Annotated in this window: 15 protein-coding genes and 1 pseudogene; 12 read left to right on the forward strand and 4 right to left on the reverse strand. The window is 57.9% G+C overall.

Annotated elements, in window-relative coordinates; all coding sequences use genetic code 11:
- The 3 genes from JQC81_RS09910 to JQC81_RS09920 form a co-directional block, all read right to left on the reverse strand.
- A complete protein-coding gene (locus JQC81_RS09910; RefSeq protein WP_203271657.1) occupies positions 1-1959 on the reverse strand; it encodes a hypothetical protein in 1959 nt (652 codons plus the stop codon).
- Positions 1960-1998: 39 nt separating this feature from the next.
- Entirely contained in the window at positions 1999-2985 is a 987-nt protein-coding gene (locus JQC81_RS09915) for a calcium-binding protein (RefSeq protein ID WP_203271658.1), read from the reverse strand.
- Positions 2986-3332: 347 nt separating this feature from the next.
- A protein-coding gene (locus JQC81_RS09920; RefSeq protein ID WP_203271659.1) for an IS5 family transposase occupies positions 3333-4084 on the reverse strand; the annotation gives its coding sequence in 2 pieces (ribosomal slippage) (positions 3333-3751 and positions 3751-4084; 753 coding nt in all).
- An 857-nt stretch (positions 4085-4941) separates the two neighbouring features.
- Between JQC81_RS09920 and JQC81_RS09925 the strand changes: the two genes are divergently transcribed.
- The 12 genes and pseudogenes from JQC81_RS09925 (at position 4942) to JQC81_RS09975 (ending at position 17445) form a co-directional block, all read left to right on the forward strand.
- Complete coding sequence (locus tag JQC81_RS09925) at positions 4942-5358, forward strand: hypothetical protein (protein ID WP_203271660.1); 417 nt, start codon at positions 4942-4944, stop codon at positions 5356-5358.
- Position 5359: 1 nt separating this feature from the next.
- Positions 5360-7144, forward strand: coding sequence for a glycosyltransferase family 2 protein (locus tag JQC81_RS09930; protein ID WP_203271661.1), 1785 nt, complete (start codon positions 5360-5362; stop codon positions 7142-7144).
- 63 nt (positions 7145-7207) lie between these two features.
- Positions 7208-8479, forward strand: a complete 1272-nt coding sequence (locus tag JQC81_RS09935) for a glycosyltransferase family 4 protein (RefSeq protein ID WP_203271662.1) — start codon at positions 7208-7210, stop codon at positions 8477-8479.
- 402 nt (positions 8480-8881) lie between these two features.
- Positions 8882-9793: a beta-1,6-N-acetylglucosaminyltransferase gene (locus JQC81_RS09940; RefSeq protein WP_203271663.1), complete on the forward strand. Its 912-nt coding sequence runs from the start codon at positions 8882-8884 to the stop codon at positions 9791-9793.
- Positions 9794-10221: 428 nt separating this feature from the next.
- Positions 10222-11049 carry a polysaccharide pyruvyl transferase family protein gene (locus tag JQC81_RS09945; RefSeq protein ID WP_203271664.1) on the forward strand — a complete coding sequence of 276 codons (828 nt, stop codon included), beginning with the start codon at positions 10222-10224 and terminating at the stop codon, positions 11047-11049.
- A gap of 704 nt (positions 11050-11753) precedes the next feature.
- Complete coding sequence (locus JQC81_RS09950) at positions 11754-12968, forward strand: glycosyltransferase family 61 protein (RefSeq protein ID WP_203271665.1); 1215 nt, start codon at positions 11754-11756, stop codon at positions 12966-12968.
- A 246-nt stretch (positions 12969-13214) separates the two neighbouring features.
- Positions 13215-14342 (forward strand): toprim domain-containing protein, encoded by a 1128-nt coding sequence (locus JQC81_RS09955; protein ID WP_203271666.1) that lies wholly within the window; start codon positions 13215-13217, stop codon positions 14340-14342.
- Between the two features lie 100 nt (positions 14343-14442).
- Positions 14443-14544, forward strand: a pseudogene (locus tag JQC81_RS33035) (transposase); the annotation flags it as partial.
- 46 nt (positions 14545-14590) lie between these two features.
- Complete coding sequence (locus JQC81_RS09960; protein WP_203271667.1) at positions 14591-14923, forward strand: hypothetical protein; 333 nt, start codon at positions 14591-14593, stop codon at positions 14921-14923.
- The gene (locus JQC81_RS09965) at positions 14920-15384 is read left to right on the forward strand and encodes a hypothetical protein (protein WP_203271668.1); all 465 of its coding nucleotides are present in this window, start codon (positions 14920-14922) and stop codon (positions 15382-15384) included. The genes JQC81_RS09960 and JQC81_RS09965 overlap by 4 nt, the downstream gene beginning before the upstream one ends.
- Before the next feature lie 969 nt (positions 15385-16353).
- On the forward strand, positions 16354-16611 hold the full coding sequence (locus JQC81_RS09970) for a hypothetical protein (RefSeq protein WP_203271669.1): 258 nt from the start codon (positions 16354-16356) through the stop codon (positions 16609-16611).
- Positions 16612-16860: 249 nt separating this feature from the next.
- The gene (locus JQC81_RS09975; RefSeq protein ID WP_203271670.1) at positions 16861-17445 is read left to right on the forward strand and encodes an NUDIX domain-containing protein; all 585 of its coding nucleotides are present in this window, start codon (positions 16861-16863) and stop codon (positions 17443-17445) included.
- A 7-nt stretch (positions 17446-17452) separates the two neighbouring features.
- Here JQC81_RS09975 and JQC81_RS09980 read toward each other — a convergent pair whose 3' ends face one another.
- Positions 17453-19717: an AfsR/SARP family transcriptional regulator gene (locus tag JQC81_RS09980; protein ID WP_203271671.1), complete on the reverse strand. Its 2265-nt coding sequence runs from the start codon at positions 19715-19717 to the stop codon at positions 17453-17455.
- Between the last annotated feature and the right edge of the window lie 108 nt (positions 19718-19825).

The raw sequence follows: 19825 nt of genomic DNA on the forward strand, positions 1-19825 counted from the left end.
TCAGCGCGCGGTCCGGCCACGGACCACGCGCCACCGGCGGGCTCCAGCAGAGAAGGATTGGACGAGCGTTTGCAAGCTGTATGCGTCCAGTCTTGCGCCAAACTCGTCGATTGTGGATGTCGTGCCACTCTGCACAAAGCGAGGGGCAGCGGCAATGGACAACACTGTCGCGTCGCGGGTCTCGCGCAGAACCTGTGCGAGGACAAAAGCCTCGAACGTATAGAAGCGCGGCAAGCCGGTGAGGTCAGGTGCGCCATCAGCGGAGATGGCGCCAGCAGCGACACGCCTCTGCCAACCACCCTCGGTCTCGGTGGTTGTCAAGCTCTCGAACGAATCATCAGCGGCGTCACTCGCACGTCGGTCGTGGGCACGCAGAACGAGTGTTGTCCGTCCCATTGCGAGGGAGGCGAAAACGGACTCCAGCCAGCTGCTGTCACCAGGAACCGCGCCGGCGCGACAGAAGAGCCGCGGACGGTCCCCCTCAAACACGGCACGGGCCACTTGAGCCTCCGACGTGCGGGAGCTGTAGCAGGTGATGGCAAGCGACAGTTCATAGCGTCGCGCCCACACCTGCGCGGCGGGACTTAAGGTGCTCATGAAGCGGGGATCGAAGACACACAAGCAAACGTTCAGTGTTGCCCCGCCGGAGGTCAAGGCGAGTGCCAGCAACGTGCGGTGAAGCGCCTCGAGATCGTTGCCAACGAAGACGAAAATGTCGGCGTCAGCGTCATCGGTTAGCCCGTAATCGACCACCTGCACAATGCCTGGCGGAACATCGTGGTTCGGCGCCGTAGCCAGCGGGTGCAGAACCGTTGAGAAGACATCGGCCCTGACCTGGGCCACCGGCAAGTACTCCCGCGCCAGGCCAACCCAGTCCGGGGTCGCGTCACCGGACGCGCGGATCCAGACAGCGTGATGCTGCCCGGCGCTGCTCCAGGACACGCGATAGCATCCGGTGGATGACTCGACCTGAGGGGCTCGCAGGATGATCTTCTGCTGCAGAGGCCGGTTCTCATCCTCAACATCACACGCGATGACGTCCAGCGTTTCGGGATCTCGCGAGCCGAAGACGGTCATGTCAAACGAGTGGACATGGTCGACCGTACCTGACACGTCAATGAAGATCGCTGCGTCTTGGGTGGGCAAGCGGACGGCCCGGCGGATGTCGACGGTCGTGTGCTCCGTTGAAACACGGACCTGTGGTTGACACAGGCCGGCGATCCAGGCCGTCAGCTCAGCGGACGGGCTCTCAACGGCCCTGTACAGCGCCTCTGCAATGGCTGATCCGTCGGTTCCAACGCTTGAAGAAGTCGGCTCTGGATATGACGCACCGGAGGCATGCAGGCGGGCCTGAACCAGCGCGCCGGCGACCTCCAGATAGAGGTGCTGGATGTCGGATTGCCCGATCCAGAGCAGCAGCGTGCCATTGTGCTGCACTAGCGGCTGAACCGTCATCCGTTCAAAGCTGTGGGATGTGATGGCGTAGGCGTTGGGCTCGGTGCGGGCGCCGTCAAGATCGACGGCCACGACGCAGCCGTCCGGGAACATGGCATCGAGACGGGCCGGTGCCTGCCATGCGCAGGTAAAGGTGAGATACCGCTCGAGGATCTGACGCGGCTCGGCCTGGGCGGGGCGGCTTGCGATCAGCTTCAACACCGCGCGTGTGTCAGGCTCGGCCCAGCGGGCGAGCCGCGCCGAGGTCCGCACGACGTCGACATCGCCGGCTGCCGATGTGACTTCGAGCGCGCACGTGGCGCCGTCGCGGAGGATCACCCCTCCGACGAGCAAGGCCTCCAGCCGTGCGCCCGGGCGGAAGAGCTTTTTGCGTTCGAGGATCGTGACGGTCGCATCGCCAACCTGAAGCGCGCTGATAGCGCCGCTCTCAGCGAGCGGGCACCAGACGAACGCCGTGTCCGACGAATACGGGATCACGAAAAGAGGGGGAGCGTCCCGGTCCATGACCGGGAGCCCCCCCTTCGATGACTGAAGGTTCATGCCTTAGAAGGTGAAGAAGCTGTCGTTGACGTCGTCCGGCGCATAGCCGATCAGCTTGAACTTGGTGTTGTCCGGCAGGGTGATGATCGTGTCCTGACCATCGGCCTCAATGACCAGATTGTCAAAGGTCGTCACACCAGCCTCGGACAGATCAATCACGTCTTCGAGCGCATCAAAGTCCGTGATGACGTCGATAGCACCCGCATCTCCGTTGTCCACCACAAAGGTGTCAGCGCCCGTACCACCGGTCATGGTGTCCGACCCGGGTCCACCGAACAGCGTGTCGGATCCAAGACCACCGAACAGCTCGTCGTCGCCCGCCATACCGAGGAGATCGTCATCGCCGGCGTCGCCGAAGAGCGTGTCATCGCCTAGTCCACCGTTCAACTCGTCGTCGCCGGCTTCACCCCAGAGGGTGTCATTGCCCGCGTCGCCCGACAGCGTGTCGCTGCCGTCACCGCCCGAGAGCTTGTCGTCGCCCGCGCCGCCATGCAGTTCGTCGTCGCCCGCGCCACCCAGCAGGACGTCGTTGCCGGCATCGCCGAAGAGGGTATCGTCGCCGATCCCACCATCAAGGCGGTCATTGCCGTCGCCACCCGCGATGACGTCGGCTCCGGCGCCGCCCTTGAGGCCGTTATTGCCGCTGTTGCCGGCAATGACGTTGTTCTCGCTGCTACCCGTGGCACCGATGTTCTTGTCGCCCGTCAGCACAACACCATCGAAGCCTGTGCCTTCGAGATTGACGGCTGCCTCGGCCTGAACCACGTCAAAGCCGTCGGACGGGCCGGCAAACTTATCAAGCCGGTCGCCGAGGCCCAGTGTGACGTAGTCAGAACCAGCGGTTCCGCCAACGCGCTCACCCGGATTCGCCGTGTAATCACGCGAAACCATATCCTGGGCACTCGCGCCAGATGCAGCCACTGCAGCTAGGAACGAAGCATAGGCATCAGACGAAACCTTGCCGTCGTAGGCGCTACCAATTGTTGCCATATTATTACCCCTTGCAGGACCTAAAGAGCCCCAAACAGTCTTATGGAGATTTGGGGGTATACCGGATTAGGTAGCCCAATTCCGTCACAGATGGATCACAGGCGCGGTTTCAATCAAAATCTTCGGCTGCTGAGGATGGTGTTGTCTCATTGCCACGGTGCCCCTTAGTTCGAGTGCAGGGCGATCTGAACTCTTATTGTGAGCACCTCCGCTACTGATCAGCGGGTGAGCGCCTGCACTCGCCCCATTACCACACTCGCGAAACATTACGTTATGTCATTATCGCGGTTCCAACGTACCTGTTGAGGAAGCCAAGATGGGTTCATGCAATTAAGGCGTGTGGACATTCATTTGAGGGCCCTGAAACTGGCGGCGAGATAGATCATGGCTGAGAAGCTCAGATCCGTCTTGTCGTAGCGCGTGGCGATGCGGCGGAACTGCTTCAAGTCACAGAAGAAGTTCTCGACCAGGTGACGCCAGCGGTACATGGCGAAGTCACACGCAATCTGGCGCGCACGATTGGATTTGGGCGGGATGACGGCAGTGGCGCCACGGACATCGAGCTCCTGGCGTAGCGCATCATTGTCGAAGCCCTTGTCGGCGATCAGAGCGCCAATCTCGATCCCATCGATTAGGGGTTCTGCCCCGACGCTGTCATGGCGCTGCCCCGGCAGAAGCAGAAAGTGCGCCAGATTACCCAACGCATCCACTAAGGCGACAATCTTGGTAGTCAGGCCGCCGCGCGAGCGCCCGATGGCCTGATGACAAGTCCCCCTTTAGCGCCCGTCCCGTGTTGATGGACGCGGATGATGGTGCCATCGATGAGCGCGTATTCGAAATCGGGATCCCCGGACAGCGCCTGGAAGAGCTGCTCGAAGATGCTGGTCTGAGCCCACCGGCTAAAGCGGCGGAAGACTGTATTCCAGTTCCCAAACATCGCGGGCAGATCACGCCAGGGCGCCCCTGTGCGGACCATCCAGAGCACTGCCTCCAGGAACAGCCGGTTATCCGCTCCCGAGCGGCCGGGATCACCGGCCTTGCCGGGCAGCAACGGTGCGACGCGGGCCCACTGCTCATCCTTCAGCACCAAACGATTCAAGTCTGACCTCCAGTTTGCAGTCTTGAATCAAAGTTCGAATGCGATGGGAATCCCTCAGGTTGTCTGAATGTCCACAGGCCTTAGTGCAGCGAAGAATAAAGGTACGCCTGAAATGACCAGAGGGCTGACGCTCAAAGACTGATCACAGATGCGCCCCTGCAACAGCTTGGAGATCCTGATATTTCAGGAAATCGTTTCCACCACTTAGCCCAATCCGATCAAGAGATACTGCTGCCTAAGTATGCCAGTTAGTCGAGTTGATGAGGCCAAAACAGCTTGACGAGAGCATGTGCGCTGTGGTGCCACACCACTAATCTGTGACGTATCCGTGACAGGATCTTCGCATTCCATGCCCTATATGTGCGCCGAAATCAGCCTGAACTTCAGCACCAATACTTCTGACTGATAGCAATAAGTGCGTCGTTCAAGGGCTGAACGGAAACCTAAACAACTGACGCGCCGGCTTAAGCACGTGTGTGGCGGTGGGGCAGCATTACAGGCGTTTTCTCGGGATTCACAGGATGTGTTGATCCGAACCGACTGCGCTGCCTCTCTTTCAGGGAGCGACCAGTGGCTGTCTCAGTAGCGCAGCGTATGACCCTAAGGCCCGATGATCTCGCCCATAGCGGTGCCTATGGGGGTTGGAGGCAGGCGAGGACTGACAGTGCTTTGCGGGACTGGTACACGTCCGTCTCGCGGCCCACCTATAGATCTACACCAGCAAATCTTAATTGTGTGTTGCGTCATGCGCCAATGCGTGAACCCGCAGCAGGAGAGCGCTCAGCTGTTATGAAGCTGACGGGTTGATGAGATACTGATAAAAAAGCAATTGGATTGCATTTCATCGGGGGCTATGAATGTCTTTTCAGACTTTTGCATCGCTGCAGAATCAGCGGATTCTGATTCTGGGCCAAACCTCAAAGTATGTTGCTGTGGCAACGGAACACCTGTACGCGCTCTTGAGGCCAGATATCTCGCGCATACGGGTCGACGCCGATTGGTATCTCTCAAAGCACCCAGATGTCCGGGAGGCCGTCGAGCGGGGCGAGGTTTCAAGCGCGGAGGAGCACTACCATACGTCTGGGTACTTCGAGCATCGCATGCCATACCCAATAGTCGTCGATGAGAGGTGGTATCTCGAACAATACCCTGACATTCAAAACGCAGTGTCTGAGGGGATCTTCGACTCGGGTCAGCACCATTTCGATGTCGCTGGCTATCGCGAAGGCCGGTATCCGTTTGCGCAGTTCAGACTAGAGCAGGCACAAGAGTAAAATGGAAATTGATGAACACCTCAAAGCGCTCCTGAGCGAGGGCGGTGTCGGCTCGAGTCTCGACGTTCATGCCTCTGGAGGGCATCAGTCGGCCGTGGTGCCGGCGCAGGAGCCATTTGGGCCCATAGAGTTTAACGAAGATCTCTACCTCTCAATTTATCCCGACGTTCTCTATGCCATAAGAGCGGGAGAGTTCGGCTCAGGGCTCGATCACTATGTTCGGAAGGGTAAAGGCGACGACCTTCTCCTGTCCGATGAGTACCTGGCAGGCCTTGGCTACCGCTCCCGGTCAAGCGCCAGTGCCGTTCAGGTTCCATCCGGCATTGACGCGGCACTGGTCTCAGAAAGCGGCCAAGCATTCATCGTCGGGTGGGTCGATGACCGGCAGCGGGCCATCAGAAGCATTTCTGTGGTTTCCGGAGCGGAGGGTTGCAACACCCGCGCCTTTGGACGGTGCCGCCGCGCCGATGTTGAAGACGTGCTCAAAGCGCCCGCAGGCCACTCCTTCGGCTTTTGGACGGTGCTTCAGCTTGTGCCGGGACAATACCTGACCAAGCCCTGGACCGTTCGGCTTTTGTTTGACGACGGCACCTTTGCAACGGCAGAGGTCCATGCCCGGTTGCTCTCTGAGACGGAGTTGCGGAGCACCATCCTCGGGCACTTTGCGGTCGCACAGTACTACGGCAACCGGGATATTGAGTCCTTCCATGCCCTCGACAGTGGCGTTGGACGTGAGCTGATTCAGCTCAACCGCCGCATTTCGTCCTCGATTTGCTCCGCCGCTTATGTGGAACGTTTCGGGTCCCGCGATCGACGGTTTCGAGCATCGCTGATCGTGTGTCTGTACGGCAAGCACGAGTTCCTGTTCCTGCAGAATGCCCTCTTTGCGAGGACGAAGGGCCTTTCCGACTACGAATTTATCTATGTCTCCAACAGCCCGGAGCTATCCGAGCAATTGCACAAAGAAGCTCGCATCGCAGAGCGCGTTTATGGGATCAGCCTCACACTTGTAACCCTGCCGGGTAATGCGGGCTTCAGTGCAGCGAACAATGTTGCCGCCCGATTCGCCTCAAGCGATCGTGTCGTCTTCGTGAACCCGGACGTATTCCCGATCGACATGGACTGGGCCGAGAAGCACCACAGTCTTGTGACGACTTTGCCGAAGGAGCAGACGGCCCTGTTCGGCACAACGCTCTACTATGATGACGGGTCATTGATGCACGGTGGCATGTATTTCGAGATCGACCGCGGCCTTTCGATCAAGCCGACTAGCATTGCCTCGAGAGAGATGGTCCGGGTCGAGCACTTCGGGAAAGGCGCGCCGTCCTGGTCCGATCAGTATACCCGCGCCCGACCCGTGCCCGCCGTCACAGGTGCCTTCATCTCAGCAGATCGCGCTTGGTTTGAGGATCTTGGCGGCTTCAACGAGGCTCACCTGTTCGGGCACTATGAGGACGCGGACCTGTGCCTGAAAAGCCTTTCCCGCGGTGTTCCTGTCTGGATACACGATATTCGTTTCTGGCACCTCGAGGGAAAGGGATCCATCAAGCGCCCGGAGCACGAAGGGGGATCCCTCGTCAATCGGTGGCTGTTCACGCGGAACTGGGGTGACACGATACAAACCACGATGGACGGGAAGCATCCCACTCATCCCTTGCTTAACCCTGAGGCGAGTGCTGTTGCGTCTAGTCAACTGACGGAGCAGGCATCCAGTGGCGAGCCGGCCACCTCGCGCCGCGCCAAACGGGGACCACTCGTGCGTCGCCGCGCTGCCTCCTTAAACTAACAGCTATTGACCAAGATGATTCAGTACAACGAACGATCCCCGTTGCCTGAGCAGAGGCAAATCGTGAGCCGCCAGAAGGTGCTGCTCGTGAGCCTGTTCCATCCCGAACTCATCCGGGGCGGTGCACAACAGATCTGCTACGAGCTGTTTGAGGGCCTGAAAGAGGAGCCGGGTATCGAACCGATACTGCTGGCATCCGTCACCAGCGACACCTACCCTGCCCTCTTCAAGAGTGGTGCCCGGATCACCGGATTTGACGGCCGACCAGGAGAGTTCCTGTTCCTGACGCAGGAATACGACTACTGGTGGCACAAGACCTCCTCCTCGGTGATGGTCGAGGCATTCGCCGAGTTTCTCGAGCTGATCCAGCCGGATGTGGTGCACTTCCACCATTTCTTCACGTACGGGATCGATCTGATTTCCCTGACCCGGAGGGTCCTGCCGAACTGCCGCATTATCTTCACGTTTCACGAATTCATGAGTATCTGCGCTGCGGACGGGCAGATGGTGCGCCGCACCGATCGATCCCTGTGCACACAGGCAAGCCAGGTCCGCTGCCATCAATGTTTCCCGGAGCGTGCGCCTGAAGAGTTTCTCGTGCGCAAGATGTGGCTTCAGGCTCACCTAGGGCATGTAGACGCGTTCACATGCCCCAGTCAGTTCATGATCGAGCATTATGTACGATGGGGTATCGCGCGCAATATGATCCGACATGTCACCAACGGACAGCGGGTGTACGGTGACCCTGCTGCTATTCCTGCTGCCGAGGGGCCGAAGAAGAGATTTGGCTTCTTCGGTCAACTGGTCGACAATAAGGGGGTGCACATCCTGCTGAGGGCAGTTCAGATTCTACGCTCAGAGGGGTTTACTGACTTTGTTGTCGAGATCAACGGTGACAATCTCCGGTATGCGTCCCCAACAGTCCGGGATGAAATCACAGCGTTCTTGGCCAATGAGCAAACCCTGCCACCTAATGAGCAGATTGTGTTCGATAACGGTTCGTACCACGTGGACGAGTTGCAGAGTCGGATGAGTCGCGTCGATTGGTGCGTCGTTCCTTCGATCTGGTGGGAAATTTTCGGTCTTGTTATCTCCGAGGCATGGATGTTCAGGCGGCCCGTCATCTGCTCGAACATCGGAGGGCCTGCGGAGCGCGTGCAGGATGATATATTCGGCCTACATTTCCAAGTCGGCGACCCACGTTCGCTCGCAAGCGTCATTCGTCGCGCGTGTACTGAACAAGGACTTTGGAACCGGCTCTCCGCGTCTATCCCACAGCCCCCGTCTAGGAGCGACATGATCGCCGGATTTCGGTCGTTATACGGATCAACGTGAGACGAGGATGCAATTTTGCTAGCCAGAGGATATTGAGGCAGCTTCAAACCTGCTTTGATTACTGTTTAGTCAGTGCGTAGCCCCTGCCATCACTACATCGCTGACTGAGCCCACTTTGGTCACCTCAAACTCCGCTTGAAGCTGAAACCACATTCAGATCCCACGATTTTCGGGATTTCAAGGAGCACTCAGATGTTCTGAGGATTGATTACTTGCCTTCTGTAGTCATTTTCTCCCTTTAGCGTTGGATGGCTACCACCTTTAAATGGTGGGACTATATAGGTTTGTTTCCACCACAGATCCGTTGTAGAGCCACCGAACCCCCACCTCGTGGGTCCGGTAAGTAGGGTATAATGAGAACGATGATCTACTCAATGCCCCGCCTGGAGAGATGATGGTACAATGAGAAAGATTGCGCTATTGGTGCTGGGTGCTTCAGCCCCGAGGATTGCTGGAAAGCTGGGCGCAGCGTTCGTTGATAAGGACCGCTACTCCATATATGTTCACGTGGATGCCAAACAGGACCTGGCGCGATATACGGCCGAAGCGGGCTCAGTTGCGAACCTTCGCTATCTAGAGACGCGTTTCAACGTGTTCTGGGCAGGATTCAACATGATCAAGGCCACTATGGCTTTGATGGATACTGCCCTGCGGGACCCAGATAACAAGTACTTTGTGCTGATGTCCGACGACACGTGTCCTCTGATGTCCCCTGGTGCTATGTACGAGCGCATCGTAACGCACGATATGGCATGGATCCATTGCTGGCCTGTCCCTCAAAATCACATCTTCCATTATCGGTATGAGCGCTTTTTTTACATGGACAGCAAATTCTCCAATCCACGTTGGTTCGAGAATGAGGAGCGTTTCTTCTCTGATGACGACGCTCAAGCGATAAGCGATCTTACAACTTTACAAGCAAGGGGAAAGAAGCCTCTGCGTCAGCTCTATGCTGGTAAACAATGGTGGATTTTGAAACGAATTCACATCGCAAGTATTCTGCAGGCCTATAAAGAGGACGAGCACTTGCGCGAGTCGTTTCGTTTTTCCGCTGTGCCCGACGAGACCTATATTCATACTATTTTCAAGATTAACTTCCCCAAGGAGGATACGTTCGGAACGCAAGTTTATGACGACTTCACCCGAAATCCAAAGCCTTATATCTTCAAATCCCGCGAACAGATCGATGCCGCCGCTCTGACTAAATACCTTATGATGCGCAAGATTGATCCAAATGCAGTTGAACTCTACGACGCGCTCGCGGGGCCAACCGGACTGGTCGCAGTCGAGGGTTTCGAAGGAATCGATGTTTGATAGGTGATGGGCTTATGGATGTCCGCCCTCGATGCGTAGCTCCCTCACAGCCAAACGTGAATTCTCTGTTATGCCGTCTAAATGTAACTCTAAGAGCGGAGACCATAAAGATCTCCGATCTGTAGTACCAGGATACCATGCTCTTGCAAGCCTCGGTCTGCGCTGAAAACGCGTAAGTGGTTGTACCCGTGGCTACACTAACCAAGCTGCTTTAATGGCTCCACTTCCTGAGAACCTTCTCATTCGAACTCAGAACGTCATATGTCTGCCAGCATTTGGCGGCGCAAGGGGAAGTTGCTTCATGTCCGACCGAGCTTATATTAGAACGTCCTACAAGCCTGCATTTCTAGCTGCATTAAAGATCGCATTCATTGAAGTGAGATTGGCGGACGACCACAATACCTTTGAGAAAACCGAGGTATAACAAGTTGAAACAAGACCCGATAGCTTATCTAAAATCTAGATTCGGCACCCAGTTTCACTTCCGGTACATGCCCAACGGTGGCAACTTGGGAGATAACCTGATTGCTGCTGCAACAGTGCAGGCACTCGACGCAAGCGGATTAGACTGGGAGTTCTTCCGGGATGACGAGCGCGGCAATACTGATGACCGTCGAGTTTTTATTTATGGAGGGGGAGGAAGTCTCGTTGATCTCTATGCTGGCGGCATTAATTGTATCAAGCACCTGATGAAATTTAGTAGGCCGATTGTCGTTCTACCCCAGACAATTCGCGGCCATAGTGACTTTTGGAGTCATGCTCCGAACATCACAGTATTTGCCCGAGACCTACAGTCATATGAATATGCGTTGAAATTCCCGCAGCTAACGTGCCTCCCGGCGGACGATATGGCAACGAACTTCAACATGTTGGAGCCGGCTTTTGCTGCCATACGACGCTACCATCATTCGATGACTGCAACCGCGCCGATCTCCATCGCTTTGAATGCCTTCCGTGAGGATGATGAGAGCAGGCGAGAACCCGATAGGATCAGGGGCTGCTCAATCGATCTATCGAATCTCATGCATCCGACATTAAAGAATCGAGCCGACATATATACTGCGGCCGTGTTGTTTCTAATGAGCGTCTCTGGTTTCCGTCTTGTAAGAACAGATCGCCTTCATGTGAGCGTTGCAGCAGCGTTAGTTGGTGCGAGCGTGGAGCTATTCGATAACTCGTACGGGAAGAATCAAGCAGTATTTGATTTTACTCTTAGGCAAAGGTTCCCCAACATCCGGTTCATGGGTGTGAAATAATGGCGATGTAGAACACTGTAGTTCGCCGACTACCACTCGTTACAGTAACGTAGAGACTCCTAGGTGAACGTGTTCGGGAAAGTGGAGAACCTCACATTATGTAGAAGGAATCCTGCGTCAAGCTTCTCAGACGCTCCACGCAGGAGTTTCAGAGGAGGCTGTAAGTCTTGCCCCGACGAGCGGCCAGAGCCAGTGCGAGGTCATCCCCCAGAGGAGATAACAGCCGAACTGAAGCGGCTGCGAGGTTCCAGCTCATCGCTTTAGCGATTGACGGCTTCCCCTTCCAGCCCATCTGCCAGACTCTCGATGCGAGTCCAAGGGGATCTCGCTTGGCAATGTCGTCCAGTGAGATGCCGCCTGCGCGGGATTGTGGTCCCTTTAGTCGTATCCTCTCCGCTCTTACATGTTCCAACAGGACATCGTCCGAAGGTCCGAATTAAAAGTAGCGGGACGGACCTCTCGTACGTGCGGATCCGCTAGGGCTAGCTGTATCTGACTACGTCCTGAATCTGTTCGCTCGTTGGCGCTTGGCTGGATCGCAGGCCGAGCTTTCCAGCGTGTAAGCCCACTCCAACACACTAGGCTGAGAAGGAATTGCACTCCTCTAGGGCGGATCCTCGCCAAGTGGTTGCATGCATGTCGACGCCAGTTGAAAAGCAGTTCTGCATGTTCAATAAGGCCACGAGTGGTACGGGAATTATACAATGTTCAATCCATCTCAAATTCAGGAGCTTCGGGAGGCTCTTACTAAGGATCCAACACTCAAGGGCTTTGCGGGGGCTCACTTGAACAAAGCCTCTGTGGTATATGGAGAAAGGCCGGAAATAGTCTGGACCGCTCCAGCGAGCTCTGGAGCAATGCGTGCTCCTGCACGTGTTTTCGGGTCTCCTGAGTATCCGTCATGTATGCATGGGATCATTGACGGGTTCTTGGCTCTGCCGGCTCCCATTATTCAGGCCGTTGATCACGCTCGGGTTATAGGCAATTCGGCCGTTATAGATGCTGACGGCAGATTATATCTTCCCAAATTAGTCACCAATGAAGATGACATACGTCACCTCATGGATAAGCGCAGCTGGATTGAGGACGGCTTTCTCGTCGAAGATGGTCTCTCTGGGCCACAGGCTGTATTTTGGGCGCCCTTTGATGAATCTATAATCAAAAAGACTGCGTTGTTTCTACATAACCTTGAGCCCGCGAACTACGGCTCGTTCCTGATCCGACAACTTCCTCAGATGCTCTTGGCGCGGCAGGCTGGGCTTGCCTTCGACTGCTATGTAACACCCACCCGGACGTCCTGGTTCATGGAGGCCCTCCGTGAAACCGGGCTCCCCGAGCTCCCTGTCTTCAGTGCGAGAGAAGTTGCAGGGCGCCCATTCCAAAAGATCCTGCTACCGTCAGCATTTGATGCCGAAGGCTTCTACTCCCCCGAGATGGCAGCAGAGATTAACGGCTTTGCGGAATCACTCGGTGGTGCACAAAGACCACCTAAGAGATTCTACGCGTCTAGACTCATGTCTAGCACATCGCGGCGGTGGTACCGCGTATTGCAAAATGAGCCGGAGATTGAGCGGATAGCGCACCGGGCGGGGTTCGAAGTGTTCTACCCTGAGACCCTATCATTTCGCGAACAGGTGCGAACTTTTGCTTCAGCCACTCAGATCTTTGGGCCTTCTGGGTCCGGGCTACTAAATGCCATCTTTACACAGAAAGGCGGCCGAGTCGTCGACCTTGAGAGCTTCCACGTGACGGTACGGCAGCACGCGAAGGTCTACGCCAGTACTGGGAAGATATACGGGTTCGGCTTCGGCCATTTCATCCCTGGGACTGAAGATAAGCAGCGCCATCATCGGCCGTGGGTGATGCCAGAGGATGATATTAATGCAATAATCGATTGGCTGGGAGCTAGTATAGATTAGTTTCATATTTGGTTATCTTAAAGAGCCTGTTGGACAATGGGCGACACATCCAACATGAAGGGGTGTATACCGAACCCAGACCTCGAGGTGTTGTGCCTAGAGTGAGTTCTCAAGAGGGCTCTTACGATCTTTAGAGCGGATGATAGCGACGTGCCAATGCCTTAGTCCAAAACGACCAAGCTTAGCTTGATCCCATCGATTAGTAGAACTCAAGTTCCTTTCCGACCACCAATAGAACACTTAAACATGGGCTTCGCGAAAATGAACGCGCTTACTGTCTGGTACGAACACAAGAGGATATCTTCTGATCGGAAGAAAGACTCTTTCATTGTTGAGGACTATACAACAGGCCGGCGGCTGGGGCAGCTAGACTTCGAATCTTTCGGCTCTAATCTTCGTAATCTCAGTTCCTTCAATGCCGCAGCAGTTGGTCTCGTCTTTTATGGCATGATACATAAGCAGGATATCCGATTTCGCGGCTTAGTGTCTAAACGCCTGCTCGAAAACCTCGAAGAGTTTCAAGCTGCATGGGGGAAGTGGCGTCCTGCATGGAGCCGAATTGGCCTCTCAGCGGACGTTGAGGGGTCGACGGATACTATCCGTGAGACAGAAGACGCTATTTGCACGTTCTCAGGCGGAGTTGATGCGACGTTTTCACTGTGGCGGCACCACTTCAAGAAGGAAGGACGGCACCATAAGACGATCAAGTCCGCAGTGATGGTTCAGGGGTTTGATATTGCCGGTGGCGACGAGACTGGGATGCAGGCTGCCCTCCGGTCAGCGCGCAATATGCTGGATCCTTTAGGGATCGAACTTTACCGTGTTCGCACAAACCTCAAAGACAAGTGGTTACCTGACTGGAATATGAACTTTGGCGCTGGCTGCGCTACTGTTCTTCATCTCTTCAGCCACGGACATAGTTTTGGGATAATAGGTGGAGACGAACCCTATGATCGTTTGATCACGCCTTGGGGATCGAACCCGATCACTAATCATCTCCTATCGAGCCAAGTATTCAAAATCCTTTACGATGGCAATGGCTTTAGCCGGACCGAAAAGATCGAGCGTTTGGTCAGCTGGCCTGAGGCAGTTAATAATCTAAGAGTGTGTTGGGAAGGTAATACGCCCGGCAAAAACTGCGGTTCGTGCGAGAAGTGTCGGCGGACAAAGCTAAATTTCTTGGCCGTGGGAATTGATCAGCCCGGATGTTTTGCTGAGCCTATACAAGCCGAGGACGTCCGTACCATTAAGATTTCGAATCATGCCGTTCGAACAATGTATGAAGAAATCCTTGAGGCAGCTGAGCGACGCAAAATCTCTGCGCCTTGGGTAACTGAAGTTCGTCAACTTCTTCAAAGGAGTATAAGAGGCTAGTGAGCAATTCTACTGCTCGATCCAAGTGATTGATTCACCCTCAGTTTGGAGCTGGCTGCTGCTGCGGATGTGGGCGGTTTGACGGTTCAGGAGCCCCGCCATGGATGTCAGTTCCTATGCCAGCGATCTCAACGATGCCGAGTGGGCACTGCTTGAGCCCCTCGTCCCCCGCAGCCATCCAGCGGGACGGCGGCAGACCGATGCAGCGCCTCCGGCGTTGGAAGACCGCGCTGCTTGTGACAGCACGCGTGCGCGTTCTGCAAAAGACCACCAAAGTGTCCCCTACCCTGATGGCTCGGTGGCAGGAGGGGGATCCTGATGCCCCCGCAACCGTTGAGGCCGCACTGGCGCAACAAGGCCTGACCTGGGATGCGGTCATGGGCGAGGTTCTGGTCAGCAACCTCACCGAGTTCGAGCAGATCGAGCGCCTGATTGCGAGCACCGATGCCCGCTGGGAACGGGCGCTCAGCAACATTGCGCGGCGACAGGAGGCCTTAGCGCAAAGCTTACGCCACATGGCCGGCTGTGCCCGTCAACGCTCCCATGAGCCCACTCTAAAGGGAGCGGGGAGCGTCCCATGACCACGGCAACCAGACAAGCCGCCAACCGCGCCAATGCCCGGCAAAGCACAGGTCCCCGCACGGTGGCGGGGAAGGCCCGCAGTCGCCTGAATGCACTCAGACACGGCCTCGCTGTTCCGACGGCGGCCATGCCCGAATGGACCGCAACCGTGGCAGCCCTCACTGACGCCATCGTGGGCGCCAACCCCACGGATGCCGCCATCCGCACCGCGGCCATGCAGGTGGCCGAGTCCACGGTGGACCTCGTGCGGGTGCGGACGGCCCAGCTGATTCTCCTCGAGCGCATTGCCCGTCACGGAGAAACGTCACCACAAGACGCAGGATCACAGGCGCCTCCGGAGAGGCCAACTCGCCTGAAGGTCTCCATGGCCACGCGCGTGAAAGCCTTCCGGGACGGCACACGCGGCGTTACGCCAAGCGGAGTTGGCGCAGATTGCTGCAGACCTGCAGTACGAGGCTGAGACCGCGCGCCTCAGGAAGCAGCAGGCGAAGGCCCGCGAGAGCAAACGACAGCACGCCTCAGACTGGGACCAACTCAGCAGGCTTGATCGTTATGAACGGCGAGCGTTGTCCCGTCCGGCTCGGGCCGTCGGGGTCTTCGATAGGGCCGCAGCCGCCCATTCAGCCTCGTCCTGGCAATAACCATGAGCCGGCCCCTTGTGCCAAACCGAGGACCACCCGACGGACCGGCCCGCGCTCCATCGCAAGCAAGGCCCGCTCACGCGTTAACGCGTTCAAGCATGGCCTGGCCCTCCCCACCTCCGCGCTTCCTGAGCTGGCGCCGGATGTGGCGCAGCTGGCACAAGCACTGGCTGGAGCAGCGGCTGACGAAGAGGCCGCCGCACGCGTGGCGGAGGCGGCGCTGTATATGTTGCCCGCCCGCCACGCCAAGACGGCCCAGCTCGAGCGCCCGGTGGATGAACTGGAGCGTTCGCCATCGGCTGAGACACCGCCGCCTACGCGCTCCGAACCACCGAAATACTCCAGAGCCGCTCACGCGCGCGCCATCCTCAATGGCACAGAGGAGGAGTGGCTGGATGCTTACTTCGCGGCGCAGGCCCTGCCCGCGCAACACCGCAGCCAGACCCAACTCGCCAAGCTTGACCGTTATCGACGGCGCGCCCTGTCCCGCCGCAATACAGCAATCATGGCGCTTGATGAGGTGCTCGCGGCCATTCTGCCAAGCCCTCTGCTCCAATCTGGCAGAACGAACCCAACGAGCCGAACACCGCCCCTGAGCCTCCGCTCACCGATCCATGCAGTTCCCCGTCCTTGCTCCGCAGGGCCGGCTATCAGGCTGACATCAATCGCTGTCCGCTCAGGAGGGCTCCGGAGAGGGACCGTGACGATCCGGACAGGGCTGTATTTGACGAACGGCCTCGCCTCGGCCACACGCGAGGATCCCACACTCTCTCACTAGGGAGAACTCCATGATGGTGCTCGGTCCAAGGTATGATTTTGCCTGTGGCTCCTGCGGCAGCCCGTCCATCCGGTTCCCGGATGACATTCATGATGCAGCCGAGCTGCACTGTGCCGGCTGCGGGACGGGACTTGGATCCTGGTCCGCATTCAAAGAGCGTGCCCGCCAAGTTATCCTGGAGGAAATCGCTAAGGGCCAGATCTCCGCCACGCCCGCCTGCAGTGACACTCTCATCGTGTTCGAAGGCCTGGACCTGTCCGCCCGCTGACGCCACGGACAGCCGGAGAACGTCCGTGCAATCGTGCTGCCGGAGGGATCCTCAAGGTCCTTTTTTCGTTTCACTGTGGTTGATGAATGACCTTTCCTCACCAGAGAGGGCTCATCCCGAACAGCAAGACAGGACTGCCATCGCAACCGACCTGATCATCCCAGCCTCGACGGCATCAGGAGCGCTGCGGCTGAACTCGGTGTGTGTTGAGGAACACTCCATAACAGCCTTCCTTTCAACAGGTTTACTATGCCTGATCCGAGCAACCCCTGGACAACCCTGTCCACCCAGCGTTTCTACGAAAGCCGCTACGTCGATGTGGATCAGGACGAGGTCCGACATCGTTCCGGCACGGACCACCCCTACACCGCGCTCCGCTTCCGCATCTACGGCATTGCCGTGCTTCCCATCTTCGCTGACGGCACCACCTATCTCATCGGTCAGTACCGCTATCTCGCCCAACGCTACAGCTGGGAGCTCCCGCGCGGATCCGGCCTCAAGAGCGCCGTGCCACTCGAGACGGCTAAGCGGGAGCTGAAAGAAGAAACCGGCGCCGTAGCCGGACAATGGCTTGAGGTGCTCCGCCTGATGGTGTCGCCCGGCATCACCGACGAACTCGCCCCCTGCTTCGTGGCCTGGGACCTGGAGCAGGGAACGGCGGAGCCCGACCCGCAGGAAGATCTCGCCGTCCGGCGATTGCCATTCGGCGAGGCCGTGGCCGCCGCGCTCGACGGAACGATTAGCGATGCGGCCAGCGTTGCCACCCTTCTCGCAGTGCAGGCTCGTGCAGCGGCCAACACCCTGCCGGCCGATCTCCTGACGCGTCTACGGTGACGGGCCTTCAGCGAGCGGCCGCTCGCTTCGTCTGAGCCGCCGTCGGCCAAAGCTGAGCGATCGTATCGGGCAGCCTCACATGGGGGAAAGCCGTTTGCAGGCGGTGCACGCGGAGCACCGTAGTGGGACTCGCGGGGTCACGCGCGATCAGGAAGCCAATGGCCTTGTTCACGACAATGCGCTCGAGCCGCTCCCGCTCCTCTGACACCTTGTCGACGGCCACCCCGGGCAAGAACGGACCGCGATACAGCCGCAGGGCCTGATCAAAGGCTGCCATTCGCTCAGCTTCCCGGAGGTGATCCGCACGCAATCGCCCCAAAGCCGCCAGCAGCCGCCCGAAGTCGGTGGCAACATGCTTCGGGTTGAGACGGATGTGATCGTCCTCCTGCAGGATCGCATCAGCCCCGAGGAGCTTGCGCAACCGATAAACAGTTGTGCGCAGCGTGTGCATGGCGCGATCGCCATCGAGCTCCGGCCAAAGCTGATCAGCGAGCAGATCCTGCGAAACGCCCTGCTCATGGGCCGGAATCAGAGACCACAGCAACTCCAGCGGCTTGCGCTGCGCCTTCCCCTGCCCGCCCCGAATTTTTTCGCCGTTGATCTTAATCACAAAGCCGCCCAAGCACTCGATCTCAACCGGAAAAGGCCATAGCTCATGAACAATGTCCCCCTCGGGCGGGCTCAAGGACCAAAGATCGATGAGGCGGCGCGTGATCGCAATATCGGCCCCCACACCCAGTGCGGCACTGGCCAATCGGCTTAAAGACGGAGCGTTCATGCCGGTGATCCGGCGGAAGCTCAAGGCACAGGCGGCTTTTGCTGTGCGCTCCCAATGCCCGACAAAATCGCTCATCCGCCCTTGAGCATGTGCCAGATAAGCCTCCGCCAAGGTTGCGTGCAGGGCGAAAATCGCATTGCGCGCGCTCTCCGCTAGATTGCGAAGCTCATCGATAGACGACCGCGCGCCCTCGTGACCCGTGGCAGCCATAGCCAGGGCCAGAAGCGAAATCTGGTTGCCAATCTCCTGGGACGATCCTGTGGCAATCGCGAGCTGGTAGGCTTTCTGGGCTTCCGCAATCGCCTGCCTATGATCTCCAGCACTGAGAGCCAAAGCGGCTCTCAAAGTGCGCGGGCCGGGATACTCAACCCGCCGGCTATGGTTGATGATCCTTTCGTACTGGTGCAGCGCTACCACCGCATCGTCGTGGCGACTGTCCGCTGCCAAAGCCTGAGAGAGAACCCAGTAGACGGTCGAAAGCCGATGGCTGATGCCCCATTTGTGCGCAAAGGCTTGTGCCTCGTCGGTGAGGCACCGCAGGGTCTCGCCATCGCCGTCACGGAAGGTCGCCGTCACGGCAGCATAATACCAGCTCAGGGTTGACAACGGCGGAATGTCGGCGCGTCCGACCAGCGGCCGCAGCGCATCGATCTGAAACCGACCGGCCTCGAGATCGCCGCGCCACCACAGGAGGTAGTTTGCGAGCAGGCTGCCGGTTGAAAGCTGGAGCGTCGGCGGCAGGAGCGGCATAACCTGCTTCAGCTCAGCTTCAGCGCTGGGTACGCCAGGATGCGTCGGCTCACCGAGGAGCAGCGCGAGAGAGCGTGCAACCACCAACTGGTGCCGAACCGGATCAGGGACCCCACTCATCCCATCGAGAGCGGGGCCGGTCTCCGCAACGAGCGCTACCAGACGGGTGTCCACTGACCAATCCGTCAGGGCTGCCCTGACCTCACCGTACACGGATTGCGCGTACAGGGATGCCTCGGATGCGGGGTCAAGGCTGCGCCGGAGTGCAGCGAAGTTCTCTCGGGCAGCTTGAGGCTCAAAAGGCAGGCGGGCATAGGCCTGAAAGATCCGTATCGCCGGCTCAGCCTGCGTGCGGTCGGGCATCATGGTAATGAGCTGGAGAAGCTCACGGTTTTGGCCTGTGCCGATGAGCTCCTGTGCCCGCTCAAGCACAAGGCTCATCATTTCATCATGCGCTTCGGCCTTGGCGATCAATTGGGCGCCAGCCAGTAGGTCGTCCCGCTCAATCAGCAGCCGTCCGGTCCTGAGGCGCGCCTTGCGTAAATCGTCGGGAGGCAGGTTAGTCTCGGCCGCCGCCATGAGCCAGTCGTGTAAGAGATCGTGCTTACGAAATGTGCCGTTCACGAGCCGTGTCACTAAGCTGCGTTCCTCGGCCAGGCGCGCTATGGCGACCGTCGCGTCGGGGCCGCCGAGCGCGTACCACTCCTCCTCTTGGCCGACCTGTAGGAATGCCGTTGCCAGCAAACCTTTCCGTTCACCCTCCCGATTGCTGCGAAAAAACTCCGAGAACTCAGGCGGGGGACGCGCTGATAGGCGCCTCAAAGGCAGTCTGGATGACGGCGCGACGACCAG

Source organism: Microvirga arabica (assembly GCF_016811235.1).
Taxonomy (GTDB): Bacteria; Pseudomonadota; Alphaproteobacteria; order Rhizobiales; family Beijerinckiaceae; genus Microvirga; species Microvirga arabica.

Excerpts from the sequence above, each read along its gene's own strand:
- JQC81_RS09970 (WP_203271669.1), top strand. The coding sequence starts at position 16,354 with ATGATGGTGCTCGGTCCAAGGTATGATTTTGCCTGTGGCTCCTGCGGC.
- JQC81_RS09965 (WP_203271668.1), top strand. The coding sequence starts at position 14,920 with ATGACCACGGCAACCAGACAAGCCGCCAACCGCGCCAATGCCCGGCAA.
- JQC81_RS09925 (WP_203271660.1), top strand. The coding sequence starts at position 4,942 with ATGTCTTTTCAGACTTTTGCATCGCTGCAGAATCAGCGGATTCTGATT.
- JQC81_RS09950 (WP_203271665.1), top strand. The coding sequence starts at position 11,754 with ATGTTCAATCCATCTCAAATTCAGGAGCTTCGGGAGGCTCTTACTAAG.
- JQC81_RS09940 (WP_203271663.1), top strand. The coding sequence starts at position 8,882 with ATGAGAAAGATTGCGCTATTGGTGCTGGGTGCTTCAGCCCCGAGGATT.
- JQC81_RS09975 (WP_203271670.1), top strand. The coding sequence starts at position 16,861 with ATGCCTGATCCGAGCAACCCCTGGACAACCCTGTCCACCCAGCGTTTC.
- JQC81_RS09910 (WP_203271657.1), bottom strand. The coding sequence starts at position 1,959 with ATGGACCGGGACGCTCCCCCTCTTTTCGTGATCCCGTATTCGTCGGAC.
- JQC81_RS09915 (WP_203271658.1), bottom strand. The coding sequence starts at position 2,985 with ATGGCAACAATTGGTAGCGCCTACGACGGCAAGGTTTCGTCTGATGCC.
- JQC81_RS09930 (WP_203271661.1), top strand. The coding sequence starts at position 5,360 with ATGGAAATTGATGAACACCTCAAAGCGCTCCTGAGCGAGGGCGGTGTC.
- JQC81_RS09955 (WP_203271666.1), top strand. The coding sequence starts at position 13,215 with ATGGGCTTCGCGAAAATGAACGCGCTTACTGTCTGGTACGAACACAAG.